Below are 15107 nucleotides of genomic sequence, written 5' to 3'. Positions count from 1 at the left end.
GATATGAACATTTTAATAGTAGATGATGAAAAAGATGTAGAAATACTTTTTCGTCAGAAGTTTAGAAAAGAGATTAGGAGTGGAACGATAGCTTTATCATTTGCTTTTTCAGGACAGGAAGCTTTGGATTTTCTAGAAAAAGAAAACCCACCGCAGGTAGTATATGTATTTTCAGATATAAATATGCCAGGAATGACCGGTTTAGAGCTTTTAAAGAAAATCAAAGAACGTTTTCCTAAAATCAATGTAAGTATGATCTCGGCTTATGGCGACAATGAAAACTATGAAAAAGCGATTGGATCGGGGGCCAAGGAATTCTTTACCAAACCCATAGACTTTGCTTTTCTAAAAAAGGAGATCTCAGCGATGGTGGAAAAAAATAACTCAGAGAAATAATGACAAGGATTTTAGTTGTAGATGATGAAGCTGATCTGGAAGTATTGATCAAACAGAAATTCAGAAAGAAAATCCGTTCTGAAGAGTATGAATTTTTCTTTGCTCTCAATGGTAAAAAAGCTTTAGAAGTGATGGAGGAATCCAAGGACATTGATATGATCCTTAGTGATATCAATATGCCTGAAATGGATGGTCTAACTCTTTTATCCAAAGTAAAAGAGCAACATAGTCTTCTGAAAACTGTCATCATCTCAGCTTATGGAGACATGGATAATATCCGTACAGCCATGAATCTCGGCGCCTTTGATTTCATTACAAAGCCAGTTGACTTTCAAGACCTGGAAATCACCATTGAGAAAACTATCGAGTCCATCAAACAAATCAAGGCAACTCTCAAAACCATGAAGGAAAATAATATCCTGAAAATGTATGTGGATGAGACGGTCTTAAACTTCATGGGCAATAGAGAGTTAGGAATGGGCTTGGATGATAATGAAACACTGGAAGCAGCTGTGGCATTTATAGACCTATGTGGATTTACAGCTATTAGTGAAACAGAAGAACCCAATATAGTTGTAGGCCAGTTAAATGCTTACTTTGATATGATGGTGAGAGAAATCATTGCCGAAAAAGGGATTATTGACAAATTCATTGGTGATGCAGTAATGGCAGTTTTTAAAGGTGAGGACTATGCCAAAAGAGCGCTCCGAGCTAGTATTGCAATAAGGGATAAGATGAATGCGATGCCTGTGTTCTCAGAAAAATCAGGATTCAAACCCAAAGTCTCAATAGGAATTAACAATGGGGAAATGGTCTCTGGAAATATTGGATCATTGTCATTAAAAAGACTAGATTATACCGTGATCGGAGATACAGTCAACGTGGCATCCCGATTACAATCCAAGGCAAACCCAGGTCAAATCTTAATATTGGAAAAATATCAGGAAGAAGTGGCTAACGATTTTAATATCACAAAAATTGGCGAAATGATTTTGAAAAATAAAGCCAAGCCTGTCATGGTTTATGAGGTTATTTCCTGATTTAACAAGCCTATCACCAACCTTATTTTTTTAAAGTAACCTGTATTTTTTCCTAAAAAAATGGTCGAAATCGATCTATTTTAAGCTTTGAACAGCATTTTTATTCTGTAAAAGGAAAATTTAACGTAGTTTATTTACCCAATAATAAAGTCGTATGAAAAAACTTATCCAACCAGCAGTTTTGCTTGCATTGGGAGCTAGTTTCAGTTTTGCTGCAATGGTTCCAATGCAAGAAAAAGAGCTCCTTCCTTTGGATGAAAAAGCTTATCACCTAGCTGACTCCACCAAGAAAGACTCTATTGTTTCTCCAAAATTCAAAGATCTCCCTTTAAAGCCTGAAAGAGAAATAAAATTCAACACCTCACAGGGAACTTGGATGAGTGTAGATGTCAGTCCAGATGGAAAATCACTGGCCTTTGATTTATTAGGAGATATCTATACCATTCCAATTGAAGGAGGTAAAGCGAGCCCAATCACCACTGGGATGGCTTATGAAACGCACCCAAGGTATTCTCCCGATGGCACAAAGATCTTATTCACTTCTGATCGTGCCGGTAGTGACAACCTTTGGTACATAGATATGGACAAAAAAGACACAGTCCAGATCACAAAAGATAAAAATGGGGACGTTCCCGGAGCAGATTGGACTCCCGACAGTGAATACATTGTCGTAGCAAAAGGTAGAAGAATTACCAAACTATGGATGTACCATAAAGATGGTGGTGGAGGAATCCAACTCAATGAAAATCCGGGTAGCATCAAAACCATTGATCCATTTGTAAGCCCAGATGGCAAAAAGGTCTATTTCTCACAAAGATCTGGTTCATGGAATTACAATGCCTTGCTTCCACAATACCAGATTGGAACTTACGATTTTGATAAAGGAGAACTGAATACGATCACCTCAAGATATGGCTCGGCATTTACCCCAACGCTCAGCGACGATGGAAAATGGATGGTATATGGCAGCAGATGGGAAGAAAAAACCGGTCTCGTTTTAAGAAATATAGAAAGCGGGGAAGAGAAGTGGCTTGCCTATCCAGTGCAAAGAGATGAACAGGAGTCCATTGCTCCTCAAGGAGTATTACCAGCCATGGCTTTCACCCCAGATAGCAAAAATGTGATCACTTCCTATGGTGGTAAAATCTGGAAAATTGCGGTAGATGGAGGAACGCCTACCGAGATTCCTTTCGAGGTAGACGTAAATCTGGCCATGGGACCTCGGTTATATTTTAATTATGAAATCAAAGATACCACAGCTGCTCGAGCTACACAGATTCGAGATGCGGCTCCTTCTCCGGACGGTAAGAAATTAGCATTCACTGCATTGAACAGACTTTATGTAATGGATTATCCAGAAGGGGAGCCAAGGAGAGTTACTGACAATGATTTTACAGAGGCTATGCCTACTTGGAGTCCTGATGGATCTCAACTGGCTTTTGTTGGCTGGGATGAATCAGAGGGTGGTCAATTGTTCAAAGCCTCTCTAGGCAATACCAATACTGTGACAAAATTAAGTAGTGAGAAAGCACTGTATATGCAGCCCGCATGGGGACCCAATAATAGAATTGCTGTTTTTAAAGCTTCTAACCAAGTAATGAAAGATGCAGAGGGGCCAGGCATTAATGGTTCTGAAGCAGAATTGGTTTGGATACCGGCAAATGGTGGGGAGTTTAGAAAAATCATGGAAGCAGGAAATCATGGAAATGTTCATTTTACCAAAGACACTTCTAGGGTATTTTTAAATGGTCCTGGAGGAACATTGCTAAGTGTTAGATGGGATGGAACTGATGAAAAGGAATATGCTAAAATCACAGGGATTACTCCTTTTGGATCGGTGGCAGAATCTCATGATAGCCACGATCACACAACAAACCCAGAAGAAGCAACTGACATTCGATATGTAATGGGTTTGCCAATGTCAAATGCAGATGCGGTGAATTACTGCATGCTTCCAGAAGGAGCAAGTGCACAGGAACCACAGATGAGACCAAGTAGTGCTAGTACTATATTGATGGCTCCAGAAGGTGATTTGGCTGTTGCACAAGTGAATAACAACATTTATGTAGTCCAAATCCCTAAAGTTGGTAAGACACCAAGTATCAATGTAGGCAACCCAGAATCAAGCAATTTCCCTTCACGTCAGTTAACTGAAATCGGCGGAGAATGGCCAGCTTGGGAAGCAGATGGCAAGAAAGTGCATTGGTCTTTGGGAAATGGTCATTGGGTATATGATATCGACAGAGCTGTCACTGTAGAAGATTCAGTAAAAGCAGCTAAAAAAGCAGAAATGATGGCTGCTGCAGACTCCGTTGCTGCTTTAAAAGCGTTAGGACCTGAAGCTGTAAAAGCAGCTGATTCAGTAGCCAAAGCCAAAAAAGAGGCCTTGGCAGAGATACTGAAAAACGACAAGGAAAAAGCAAAAGCAGATAGTATTTATAAAGCTGATAAAAAGGCAAAGGAAACTTATAAACCCATAGAAAATCAAGTTTCTGTTTACTATACCAAAGACATCCCACAAGGCTCTGTACTCCTATCAAATGCCAGAATTGTATCAATGAAAGGAGATGAGGTCATTGAAAATGGGGATATTCTGATCGAAAATAATCGGATCAAAGCTGTTGGCGCCTCCGGCACTTTAGATGCTGGCAAAGCTCAAGTCATGGATATGTCTGGCAAAACTATTACTCCGGGTTTTATTGATACCCATGCACATATGTGGCCTACCTGGGGATTGCATAAAAACACAGTTTGGATTTATGCGGCCAACTTAGCTTATGGAGTCACCACCACCCGAGATCCTCAAACCGCTACTACCGATGTATTGACCTATGGTGATATGGTGGATGCCGGCATGGTACCAGGCCCAAGAGTATACAGCACTGGTCCAGGTGTTGGTTATTGGATGTACAATCTGAAATCTCTGGATCAAACCAAAAATGTACTGAAGCAATACAGCAAGTATTACAATACCCAGTATATCAAAATGTACTTGGTGGGTAACAGACAGCATAGACAATGGGTGATTATGGCTGCCAAAGAACAAGAATTGATGCCCACTACAGAAGGAGGTTTGGACTTCAAACTGAATATGACCCAGTTGATCGATGGTTATCCAGGACATGAACATTCCATTCCGATCCATCCATTGTATCAGGATGTAACCAAAACCATTGCAGAAAGTAAAATGGCTGTTACTCCTACCCTTTTGGTAGCTTATGGTGGACCTTGGGCAGAGAATTATTACTATACGACCGAAAGCCCACTGCATGATCCAAAGCTGAATCGGTTCACGCCTTACGAGGAACTCAATGCCAAAGCCAGAAGAAGAGCCGGTAGCTTGGGGGGTTGGTTTGCTCCGGAAGATCATGTATTTATGAAGCATGCAGAAGGTATCAAGTCAATTTTTGAGCAAGGTGGCTTGGCAGGAGTAGGTTCGCATGGACAGCTGCAGGGATTAGGTTATCACTGGGAACTTTGGTCTGTGGCAAGCGGCGGAATGGAAGCCCATGACGCTTTGAAAGTAGCGACAATTTCCGGTGCCGAAGCTTTGGGATTGGATAAGGAATTGGGAAGTATCGAAGTGGGCAAACTAGCCGACTTGGTGATTATGGACAGCAATCCTTTGGAGAATATCCGAAACACCAATACCATTACCCATGTGGTGAAAAACGGAAGAATTTACGATGGCAACACCTTGGATGAAGTCTATCCTACCCCGAGAAAAATGGATGTCACTCCTTGGACCAAGGTTGCTCCGATACCGAATACCAGTTTGAAGTAAGATTTACTTTAATCAAATAGAAATCCCTCAGAGCGATTGCTCTGAGGGATTTTTTTTACAAAAACTTAAATATCTGCCTCTAATTAAAATAGTTAGAGATCACTAGAAAGGATCGACAATATTTTTAATTTGTTTCATCAACTCCCAAATCTACAATGGATACATGTGATATAAACACAAGCCACAGACAGCACTTAGGTTTACACAAACCATTTTCAAAAAATTGAACCCAACCGATATGAACAAAAGAATTCTGACTTCATTAAGTTTAGTTTTTGCTTTCAATTCAATTTTCGCACAAACGAATGAAGAAAAATATGCGAAGGATGTGAAATCAATAGATGCAATTATAAATGCATATTACGATGTCGTTTCAGGGTCAAGTAGTGAGCCTTGGGAATTTGAAAGAGATAAATATATTCATTCAGAAAATGCTGTAATCACAAGACTGGACGAAAACGGAAAAGCGGAATCCCGTACTCTAGAAGCGGAATATATCCCAATCGGATTATCACCGAAAGAGAATTTTTATGAAAAGGAACTTAAAAGAATAGTCAGCAAATATGGAAATATTGCACAAGTTTGGAGTGCTTTTGAAATACGTACAGACCCCGAAACGGAATCTAATATTAGAGGACTTAATAGCGTACAACTTCATTTCGAAAATGGAAGATGGTGGATCGATAGTTGGACTTGTGAAATGGAATCCGAAAAAAGTTCTGTGGTGACTGAATTTCTATCAAATTAGTAAAAATTTTACTGACTATGTCTAATTGAAGTTAAGGCGGATTCGACTGTATCCGGATCCACTCGGAATTGCTTGAGTCAGTTCTAAACCGAAAATCATTAACTTCTAGTCTTTGCCAGACGGTTAATAGAGACCGTTTAACTCCTTATCAAGTTTTTCTTAAAATGATACAGAAATCAAAAAAAACATATGTTGAATTGGACGAAACTCTTAATTTTGTACTTTCTAAATCCTAAAGGACTTTTTTTACGGATTGACATAAACCCATAGACCGAGGAACATTTACAAACATTTTTTTTTGACCATTTCTATTAGTAATCATGGAAGAATTTATACAATACCTAGGAAATAGAGTTTTTGTCAAGCCAGATTTATTGTTTTATGAGCCAGAAATTATTCATGAAGCATTAGAGCTAACTTTGAAAGATGTTAATTATCATTTTGATCATGTTTCCATGGAAGACTTGGTTAAAAGAATCATTAACAATCAAAATGAATTAGCCATTTTCTTATATCGTTTTGGAAGTACTATTCACAGCATAGATAGTTCTAGCAAATCGCTCAATGCCATTCATTTTTTAATGAAAGATCTGTGTTCTTGTGAAATTTACTACTCGAATCAAATAGGTGAAGGATTCTATATTGTTCATGGAACCGGGACCGTGATAGGTTCAAGGAATAAAATCGGTAAGGGTTTTAAAATTTACCAAAATTGCACCATTGGTCACCGTAACGAAACTGCGAAAGGAAATATCATTAATGATGATGTGATTTGCTATGCTGGTGTAAAAATTATAGGTGAGAATGTGATTGGAAAAAATGCTATTATTGGAGCCAATACGGTTGTAACAAAAAACATCCCTAATCATAAGGTTGTCTATGGAAACCCTCTGAATATAAAGGATTTAGAAAAGGAAACTAACCTAGTATAAGTATCTTTAATCTTTCTCATAAATCAAATTGTTTTAATAGAATATACTATTGATTCTTAGTCCTATTTAGGGCTCGGATGAATATCTTACACTTTTATCCTGGACTTTGTGGGTACTAAAACACACTCTTTATTAAGTGAAAGGGTAAAAAATCCTATATATTTCAAAAAATAGTATCATCCATGACCTTGAAATCTGAAGAAATTCGTCAAAGATATTTAGACTATGCCTTGTATAATTTATGGGCGAATAAAAGATTAATAAGCACTTTATCAGAACAAGATGAAGCATTACTTTCTGAAGAATTAATCGGGAGTTTTCCTAGCATAAGAAAGACTGTATTGCATATTTGGTTTGCAGAAACAGGTTGGCTTTCAAGACTTAATAATAAGGGTTGGGATGTCAAAAAAGTAGATGAGTTTTCTGGATCAAATTCAGATCTTTTTAGGGAATGGAATATTACCTCAGAGGATTTCAAAGATTTTACAAGCAAAGCAGATTTAGAAGAGGAAATTCAATTTGAACACAAAAATGAAAAGTTTTCAATACCTGCTCGTGAAATAATTCAAACAGTACTTAATCATGGTACTTATCATAGGGGTCAACTAGTGATGATGATGCGTCAATTGGGAATTTCCAAAATACCTCAAACAGACTATATTGAATGGGTTAGAGAAAAAGCCAGGGGTAATATTAAATAGAAATAAAAAAGCATCATTTAAGTTACTGGAGCGTACCCCTTGTTTTTTTGCTCACCACTACCCAATCATTTAAAAAAATAGGCTTCCAAAATTTGGGATAAAAAGCCTGCAAAATATGATTCAGATTTTTCTTGAACTCGCTTGTGACATTCAAAATGTCAATGCCAATAGTGACTTGTCGGCTGTCATATAAAACCATGCTTTATCGACTAACATAAAAGACTAATCCTACAATAACGGATTTTAAACTGTTCTTTTACTCGATAAAATAAATCGCATGAAGCTTTATACTTACCTAACATGTATTGCTATTCTTTTGCTTTCTAACTGTACTGAAATACCTAGAGATTTATTGAAGCAAGTCGAATTAGACTTATTAAGTCAAGACTATATCAGTTATAAGCAATATGCTTACTACCCAAATCCAGTTGGGAAAATTGATACCATTGAAGCGTCCACAATTTTCAGAAAAAATAAAGACAGCTTCTTTGGCTATGATTTTATTTTAAATAAAAAACACTCCAATATGATCTATATCGATGAGGATCTTAAATCGGTAAATCATAGAAACGAAAAAGTAGTCCTATTTAAAAAAAATGAGCCTAAGGTTGTAATCAATTACATCAACCATACCAATGACATTGAGTATTCACCAATTACTTTGTTAAGAAAAAAGGACTGGGAATTGGTCAAGGATACATTACTAAACGGGCAAAATCTAAAAAACTATTTTAGAATAGAAACCGATACAGTTATTGATGGAAATACGGTTTATACAGAGCAACACATCTTTTTAAATCCTGCTTCCAAACAATTGGATCGATGGGAAAGGAGAAATTACTATAATGGAGAATTATCTCAAAAGGTAATTTACGAGTATTCAGATTACAATTTTGAACTGACAAAATCTGAATTCTCTTATGAGTTTCCTGAAAACTACACTTCCTCCTTTTACGGGCAAAATAAAGATGTAAACTTGCTGAAGGTAGGTGAAAAAGCCCCCCTATTTACTGAGAAGGACCTCCAAAATAAGCCTTTGAACTTGGCTGATTATCGTGGAAAAAAAGTTTTACTCAACTTTTCAAGTGTGGGTTGTAGTTATTGCCACGAAGCAATCATGCACATCAATCAAGAAAAATTTCAGCTTTCAGAAGATATTGCAGCGTTTTATATTGCTCCTTTTGACGAGCAGCAAGAACTAGTTGAATATTTTGATGAGGTAAAAGCTCCTTTTGCTGTCATCCCAAATGCGAAAAAGCTTGGGGAAATATACGGAGTGACTAGTACTCCGACCTTTTTTCTCATCGATGAAAAAGGAATTATCGAAAAAGTCATAATTGGTAATGACCGAGAATTCTTAGATAGTTTGAAGGTAAACGGATAACTTTTTGAAGAAATTAAAAATTAAATAATAAAGATAAAAGCCGACCCATGGGATCGGCTTTTCATTTTATAACATTAATAAAATTTTGTTACAGAACTGCTTTTATTGCAGTGGACAAAGGAGTGGTTTTCCTTCCTATAAGCGCCGAAAGTGTGTTTCTCTCGTCATATAAATCTCCTTTGGAAGCAGAAACATCCCAACTCGCTAATCCATCTGCCAAGGCCTCCGGTAATCCTATGGATTTCAAAATCTTACTGTATTCTTGTTCTGGAAGGTCTTGGTAAGGAATATCTTTCCCCGTTTGCTTAGATAGTTCAGCGGCCAAATCGCCTAAGGTATAAGATTCGTCACCTGAAAGTTCGTACACCTTACCTGATTGGTTTTCACTTGTTAATACTACAGCTGCAGCTTCGGCAAAATCCTGTCGTGTGGCAGAAGAGATTCTACCATATCCAGCACTTCCTATAAAAGCACCTGCTTGTACAGCTCCTGGAATCGAAGCAGTATAATTTTCGGTGTACCATCCATTTCTAAGAATCGTAAAAGGAATTCCTGATTCTTTCAGCAAATTCTCAGTGATCAAATGCTCTCCAGCAAGATTGATAGAGGTAGTATCTGCTTTTAAAATACTAGTATAAACTATCCACTTTACGCCAGCTTCTTTGGCGGATTTAATTACATTTTCATGCTGTATGCCTCTTCTCCCAATCTCATTACTAGAAATCAGCAAAAGACTATCTATTCCTTTCAAGGCTTCTACCAAGTTCTCAGGTTTTTCGTAATCAAACGCCTTGGCTTCAATTCCCTCCACTTTTTCTGGAGTACGAACAAGAGCAACCAGGTTGGCCGCATTTGTTCTTTTTTTCAATTCCTCTACTACTAAGGTTCCTAGTTGTCCGGTGGCTCCGGTGATTCCAATTTTCATAATCTTAAATTTAATTTGTAATAGATTTTGTTACATATTGATGCAAAAAAATATCAGCTGAATTTTTTCACGAAATTTTCTAAAGTTTTACCATGCAGCTCATCGATCACAGAATTATCTATTTCTGAAAATAAACTGCCCAGCTTTTGATTGATGTTTTTACCAATGGGACATAGCACATTAGGTTTCAAATTTTTCTTTCCAAGCACATCTGAATTCTTCACCGCAAGATAAATTTCATCTAGTCTTATATCACTACTTCGCTTGGCTAGCTTACTACCTCCTACTTTCCCTTTTCTACTTTCCACAAGTCCTGCTTTCGTTAAAACGCCAATTTCCTTCCTTACCATCACAGGATTGATATTGATACTGCCTGCGATCCAATCCGAACTCATCCATTCCTCTTCACTATCTGCGAGAAGGGTTAATATATGAATAGCTGTTGCGAATCTTGTGTTGTTCATTAGACTCCAAAGGTAATGAAAATCTTTATTGTAACATATTTTATTACAATAAAGATCGAGTTATTTTTTATCTCCCCCCAGCCTATACGCCTAAGAATTCCTAATCAAAGCAAATAAAGCGGGAATGATAAATCGAGTGATGTATTGTTTGCACTCTATGTATTAGCCTCAAAGCCTTTAGAGGAGTATCGAAACCTTGGATTCTTTTGAGTTTATTTTGGAAGTAGATAAGCTGAAAATATTTTTTGAAAATGCTGTAGAATATTTTGAATTAAATTATTCGATGGCAATTCAAAACCAGTTAACCTAAATCAACTAAATCTTGCGAAATAGTAATAATATTCTCTTGGAAATATTTTAATTAGAAGCCAAAATAAAACTCCTTTAACTTTAGGTAGTAATTCTTACACACCCAAAAGCATGAGTAAAAACATTTTATTCCTCATTTTTTTCTTATCTGTAATCCAAACAATCAAAGCTCAAGAGCTAAGTGGAACATGGCGAATGGCCTATCAGAGATCCATTAAAACTTTTAATTCATTAAAGAATCCTAAGGATAAAAGTCAAACCTACGAAGCATTTTCACTTGGAAACGCCATTTTTGAATTTAATAATGATGAAGTAACAATCCACAACTTCATTAACAGGGCTAAAAAATTAAAAATCAAGAACGGAAATCAGATTAATTTCCAAAGGACAAACCTGAACCTTGTATCAACCAATCAAGACAGCATAGTTTTTAGAATCAATGATAATATTGAAAATTATATCACACTGATTCCTTATCAACCAGCTTATTCCCAACTGAGAAATGATGATTTTACGAAAACTCAATGGAAAGTAACTTGTGAAAATAATCTCCAAAATCCATTAATATTTCATTTTTTGAATTCCTCTAGTTTAATCATCACTCATAATGGAAAGTGGCATGGATATGCAAGTTTTTCAGACTGGAAGATTCGTAAAAGTGGTCAATATTCTGTCCTTCAAGTAAGTAACCAAGAAAATCTAGATGAATATATTTTCTATCCTTTGGCAAAAATGGGAGAAATTATTTTGGCAAATACTTCTCATCTTAAAAACTCGAAATTTCCAACTCTCAGTGAAATAGAAATAGTTAAAACAGGTTTTCCAACGTCAGAAGAGCTTTCAGAAATAAAAAGCAGATTGACTGGAAGATGGACTTTCAAAGAGTTCTCCAATCCTGGTGAATTGGGCCCTATAGATTCCTTAATCAATCTCAATTTTTCTATTAATTTGATGGAATCAGGAACGTATTCTTTGGAAAACAAAATTGAATCAATAGTCAAGGGTAGAAACTCTGATTTTGTTCAGAATCAAGATGGAAAATGGGTTTTGAGTGTAACTGGAACCTATTTTATGATGCTCCCAGAAAATAGCTGGAGGCAATATGTATTAATCCATGAACTCACTGAAGATTTTTTAACTATCGACTTAAAGTATGATTTTGAAGACCACTCCAATTTATCAACCAGAATAATCATGAAAAGATCAGATTGATCTTCTTCATTCAAAAGACTTAATAAAAAACAATTGAAAGTTTATCGTTTCGCCAACTCCTTTTTATTTCACAATCTTTCTTGGAATTGCTGAAGGAAGCCGGCTAAGCATTTCATTATTCAAAAGCTGAGTCACTTGCGTAAATGAACTGATATTGATGGTATTGTTTTTTTGCCTTCCTACCAATACCACTTCTTCTCCCAATTCAACTCCTGGGATATTGGTGACATCCACCATAAACAAGTTCATATTTATTAGGCCTACAATCGGCACTTTCTTTCCTTTAATCAATACATGGCCTCGGTTAGACTGCGCTCTAGGATAGCCATTGGAATAACCCAGTGGCATCACAGCCACCTTCATGTCCTGAACAGCCTGAAAGGAGGTTCCATAGCCTATAAACTCCCCTTCATCTACATCACGAATATCCATGACATCTGTTTTCCAGGTAAAAATTCGTTTAAGTGCTCCGTCTGATTGCTTCCCAATTTCCTGCAGATGCATGTAATAAATATCAGGGCTCGGCCAAAATCCATATTGAGCAACCCCGATTCTGACCATGTCATAAACGGTATCTTTATAAGCCAAAGCTGCTGCCGAGCAGGCGATATGCCTTACCTCAGGCATCATACCTTTTTGCTTACATTTCTTTAAGAAGTTCTTATACCGATCATGTTGTTTATTGATCTTAAACTGATTAGAAATGTTTTCTGCCCCACCAAAATGGGTACAAAGCCCTTTGAAAATAATATCCTCCGAATGCTTCTTGAGAAAATTAAGGGTGGGCAAAAACTCTTTATCAGTGAGTCCTGTTCGATTTGCTCCAGTCTCTACCTCTATATGAACCTTGGCTTTCTTTCCAAGTTTTTGTGCTGACTTCAACACCAAAGGCAGCCTGGCATAATTGAACACATAAAATTCAATCCCGTTTTCTACTGCCCAATCAATATCCTCATCATAAAGAATCCCCATGATCATCACCTCACTATTCTCAGATTTGGCATCCATCACTTCTTCTGCTTCAAACGCAGAAGCTGTGGCAAAATGACTTACCCCAGCTTTTTCAGCCATTTTCACAAACTCAGTGATCCCATGACCATAGGCATTGGCTTTCACCACAGAAGAGATTCGTACTCCCTTTCCTATTTTCTTTTTTATGAAGTTTATATTGGTCGTCAATGAAGATTGACTTAATTCTATTCGGGATGAGTGCCTTACCATAATTTAGTTTGTTGATTCCAGATATACGATTTACCCCAACTCTCTCTAGCCAGCTTTTCTACTCTTTCTACTTCCTCTGTAGGAACTTTATCCAATCCATTTTTCACATCAAGTGGACTGTAATGAAAGGCATAGACTCTTGCTGCAAACTGGTAAAATGGAAGAGAAGACTCTCCTTGTTTTTCACCATTTCCATGCACAGAAGGCCAAATGTCCTGACCCCAGTCTTGCCTACCTTCATTGTTTGGATTAAGAAAATAAGCTCTTATTTCACCACTTGGGCTTTCTTCTACTCGCAATAAGGAAATGGCATGAAAACCGATCATGTCTCCTTTATTGCTTGTGATGAATATGCCAACAGGGTTTGGGTAAACCATTTGTTGATTTCCATTAAAATCGGGATAAAACGATGCGTAAAATATCCTTACGTAGCCTGGAAAATCCATGATAGAATTACTCATGTAATCATAACATGAAGCAAAACCCACTTGAATCCACTGTCCATACATGGCTGGATTTACCCACTTATGTGGATCATCCAATCGCCCTGTAGAAAGTTTCATCATTTCATTATAGATTTTGTCTAGATGAGGAACAAGAACTACAGATACCACATCCAGATTATAATCCATTTGATCTAGAAGCCCTTTGGTCAGATGGTTTGAAATCAGGTTTTGATTTTCAAACCTCATGATCAAGTTATTCTGAGTGGTGACCGTAATGATCATATCAATCAACTTAGCAGGGGAATGCTGACTCCACATACTAATTCCACGGGCAGATTGACAAGTTGGGTTATTGCCTTGTCCCACTCCAAGAGGCTGTCCCAAGACTTTGATGGTTCCTCCAATCAGATACTGCAAGGCTGTTACCTCTCGGTCAGGTGCCTTTAAGGATTTCAAAATCCTTTTTTCCACTTGATGGTTTACTTTGATCCTGCGCAAATTTTCCAACCCCACTCGAACAGCCCTTCTAGAAAACAAATTCTTTCCAAGCATTCTCGCCAAACCATAAATACATTGGCAATTATCCCAGCTGACAGTTTCTAAAATTAATGTAGAAACCAGTTCATGGAATTTTTCCCATTCCGCAATTCCCCGATCATTTAAATCAAGGCAGATCGGAACCAGATTAGAATTGCTATGAAGAATATGCCTCAATAAAATGGCATGGTATCCACTGACAAGACCCGTGGCATTCATATGCTCACCCATCTCATGGGCTTCAGAAGCAAGTGTTGTTTCATCAGCAGCTTTTAAAAACCTCAAATAGTTCTCCTTTCCCTCATGTTGGATAGATCCTTGAGAAGGAGCGTAAAGTGCGTTGATGTACACCCGAATTACTTGGTCATTTTCTGAATCTCCAGAGGTATCAAACCTCCGGTTGACTAAGCTGATTAATTCACGTGCCTTTTGAGTCCTGATGGGCCTTTGTTCACAAATCAGCCTGACTTCATCCACCAATTTTTCATAAACTCCGGTCAGGGTCAACTCAGACATGATAAACCCAAATAGATTGAAAGCCTTTTTCAACTCTCTTTCAGGCATTTTCATGCGTGTTTCCTCACTTGGCTCACGCAAAGCAAATTCCAAATTATGAACGATCACTTCTTCCAAAAAGCTTTGAGCATCCTCCGTCGACAAGGCCTCATGATGGGCTTCTCCTTTGGCATACCGCAGCATCCTAAGTTCAGATAGTGTCTCAAAACTGGAGGAAGGATGGCCATGCTTCAGCGTACCTTTCACCAAATAGGGAACAAGTTTATCTGGGTCACTCCAAGAAGTACCCTTAAAAAAACCTGCTTGATCCAGCTCAGAGCTTTTGCTATATAAATAAGCCAGACCACTACGGGTCAGGCTTAATATATCAATATGGCTGGCTAATTTGGTCGCTTTTTCCTGTTTGGTCAGTGCTCCTGAGTCTATAAACTCCTGAAGGCTTTGGTCGAAATTATTAAATACCTTATCGGTCGTTAATCCCATTTATTGAAT

The 15107-nt window shown here is 37.5% G+C and carries 12 protein-coding genes; 8 read left to right on the top strand and 4 right to left on the bottom strand.

The features are described from left to right. Window positions 1-3 precede the first annotated feature (3 nt). The 7 genes from ALPR1_RS02040 to ALPR1_RS02010 all read left to right on the top strand — a co-directional run bounded on the left by ALPR1_RS02040 (window position 4) and on the right by ALPR1_RS02010 (window position 8985). Entirely contained in the window at window positions 4-396 is a 393-nt protein-coding gene (locus ALPR1_RS02040) for a response regulator (protein ID WP_008198068.1), read from the top strand. Beyond that, window positions 396-1436 (top strand): response regulator, encoded by a 1041-nt coding sequence (locus tag ALPR1_RS02035; RefSeq protein WP_008198067.1) that lies wholly within the window; start codon window positions 396-398, stop codon window positions 1434-1436. Before ALPR1_RS02040 ends, ALPR1_RS02035 begins: the two co-directional genes overlap by 1 nt. A 154-nt stretch (window positions 1437-1590) precedes the next feature. Then, on the top strand, window positions 1591-5220 hold the full coding sequence (locus ALPR1_RS02030) for an amidohydrolase family protein (protein ID WP_008198065.1): 3630 nt from the start codon (window positions 1591-1593) through the stop codon (window positions 5218-5220). A 238-nt stretch (window positions 5221-5458) separates the two neighbouring features. Continuing rightward, the gene (locus tag ALPR1_RS02025) at window positions 5459-5968 is read left to right on the top strand and encodes a hypothetical protein (RefSeq protein WP_008198064.1); all 510 of its coding nucleotides are present in this window, start codon (window positions 5459-5461) and stop codon (window positions 5966-5968) included. Between the two features lie 320 nt (window positions 5969-6288). After that, on the top strand, window positions 6289-6900 hold the full coding sequence (locus ALPR1_RS20160; protein WP_008198062.1) for a serine acetyltransferase: 612 nt from the start codon (window positions 6289-6291) through the stop codon (window positions 6898-6900). A 182-nt stretch (window positions 6901-7082) separates the two neighbouring features. After that, complete coding sequence (locus tag ALPR1_RS02015) at window positions 7083-7601, top strand: DinB family protein (protein WP_008198059.1); 519 nt, start codon at window positions 7083-7085, stop codon at window positions 7599-7601. Between the two features lie 277 nt (window positions 7602-7878). After that, entirely contained in the window at window positions 7879-8985 is a 1107-nt protein-coding gene (locus tag ALPR1_RS02010) for a peroxiredoxin family protein (RefSeq protein ID WP_008198058.1), read from the top strand. Between the two features lie 88 nt (window positions 8986-9073). Here the strand turns inward: ALPR1_RS02010 and ALPR1_RS02005 are convergent, their stop codons facing one another. Together ALPR1_RS02005 and ALPR1_RS02000 are read right to left on the bottom strand one after the other, a co-directional pair. Next, a complete protein-coding gene (locus ALPR1_RS02005; protein ID WP_008198055.1) occupies window positions 9074-9910 on the bottom strand; it encodes an SDR family oxidoreductase in 837 nt (278 codons plus the stop codon). 53 nt (window positions 9911-9963) lie between these two features. Beyond that, window positions 9964-10374 carry an Rrf2 family transcriptional regulator gene (locus ALPR1_RS02000; protein ID WP_008198053.1) on the bottom strand — a complete coding sequence of 137 codons (411 nt, stop codon included), beginning with the start codon at window positions 10372-10374 and terminating at the stop codon, window positions 9964-9966. A 420-nt stretch (window positions 10375-10794) separates the two neighbouring features. On the opposite strand from ALPR1_RS02000, the gene ALPR1_RS01995 reads away from it, so the two are divergent. Then, window positions 10795-11895 (top strand): hypothetical protein, encoded by a 1101-nt coding sequence (locus ALPR1_RS01995; protein WP_008198051.1) that lies wholly within the window; start codon window positions 10795-10797, stop codon window positions 11893-11895. A 63-nt stretch (window positions 11896-11958) separates the two neighbouring features. Here the strand turns inward: ALPR1_RS01995 and alr are convergent, their stop codons facing one another. Together alr and ALPR1_RS01985 are read right to left on the bottom strand one after the other, a co-directional pair. Beyond that, complete coding sequence (gene alr / locus ALPR1_RS01990; RefSeq protein ID WP_008198049.1) at window positions 11959-13116, bottom strand: alanine racemase; 1158 nt, start codon at window positions 13114-13116, stop codon at window positions 11959-11961. Next, entirely contained in the window at window positions 13110-15098 is a 1989-nt protein-coding gene (locus ALPR1_RS01985) for a hypothetical protein (protein WP_008198047.1), read from the bottom strand. The genes alr and ALPR1_RS01985 overlap by 7 nt, the downstream gene beginning before the upstream one ends. Window positions 15099-15107: the final 9 nt, after the last annotated feature.

It is taken from the genome of Algoriphagus machipongonensis (genome assembly GCF_000166275.1).
GTDB classification, from domain to species: domain Bacteria; phylum Bacteroidota; class Bacteroidia; order Cytophagales; family Cyclobacteriaceae; genus Algoriphagus; species Algoriphagus machipongonensis.
The sequence above is the reverse complement of the archived record's forward strand: the minus strand, read 5'-3'. Positions and strand labels throughout refer to the sequence as shown.

Coding starts and splice junctions, on each gene's coding strand:
- ALPR1_RS02040 (WP_008198068.1), top strand. CDS start 4: ATGAACATTTTAATAGTAGATGATGAAAAAGATGTAGAAATACTTTTT.
- ALPR1_RS02035 (WP_008198067.1), top strand. CDS start 396: ATGACAAGGATTTTAGTTGTAGATGATGAAGCTGATCTGGAAGTATTG.
- ALPR1_RS02030 (WP_008198065.1), top strand. CDS start 1,591: ATGAAAAAACTTATCCAACCAGCAGTTTTGCTTGCATTGGGAGCTAGT.
- ALPR1_RS02025 (WP_008198064.1), top strand. CDS start 5,459: ATGAACAAAAGAATTCTGACTTCATTAAGTTTAGTTTTTGCTTTCAAT.
- ALPR1_RS20160 (WP_008198062.1), top strand. CDS start 6,289: ATGGAAGAATTTATACAATACCTAGGAAATAGAGTTTTTGTCAAGCCA.
- ALPR1_RS02015 (WP_008198059.1), top strand. CDS start 7,083: ATGACCTTGAAATCTGAAGAAATTCGTCAAAGATATTTAGACTATGCC.
- ALPR1_RS02010 (WP_008198058.1), top strand. CDS start 7,879: ATGAAGCTTTATACTTACCTAACATGTATTGCTATTCTTTTGCTTTCT.
- ALPR1_RS02005 (WP_008198055.1), bottom strand. CDS start 9,910: ATGAAAATTGGAATCACCGGAGCCACCGGACAACTAGGAACCTTAGTA.
- ALPR1_RS02000 (WP_008198053.1), bottom strand. CDS start 10,374: ATGAACAACACAAGATTCGCAACAGCTATTCATATATTAACCCTTCTC.
- ALPR1_RS01995 (WP_008198051.1), top strand. CDS start 10,795: ATGAGTAAAAACATTTTATTCCTCATTTTTTTCTTATCTGTAATCCAA.
- alr (WP_008198049.1), bottom strand. CDS start 13,116: ATGGTAAGGCACTCATCCCGAATAGAATTAAGTCAATCTTCATTGACG.
- ALPR1_RS01985 (WP_008198047.1), bottom strand. CDS start 15,098: ATGGGATTAACGACCGATAAGGTATTTAATAATTTCGACCAAAGCCTT.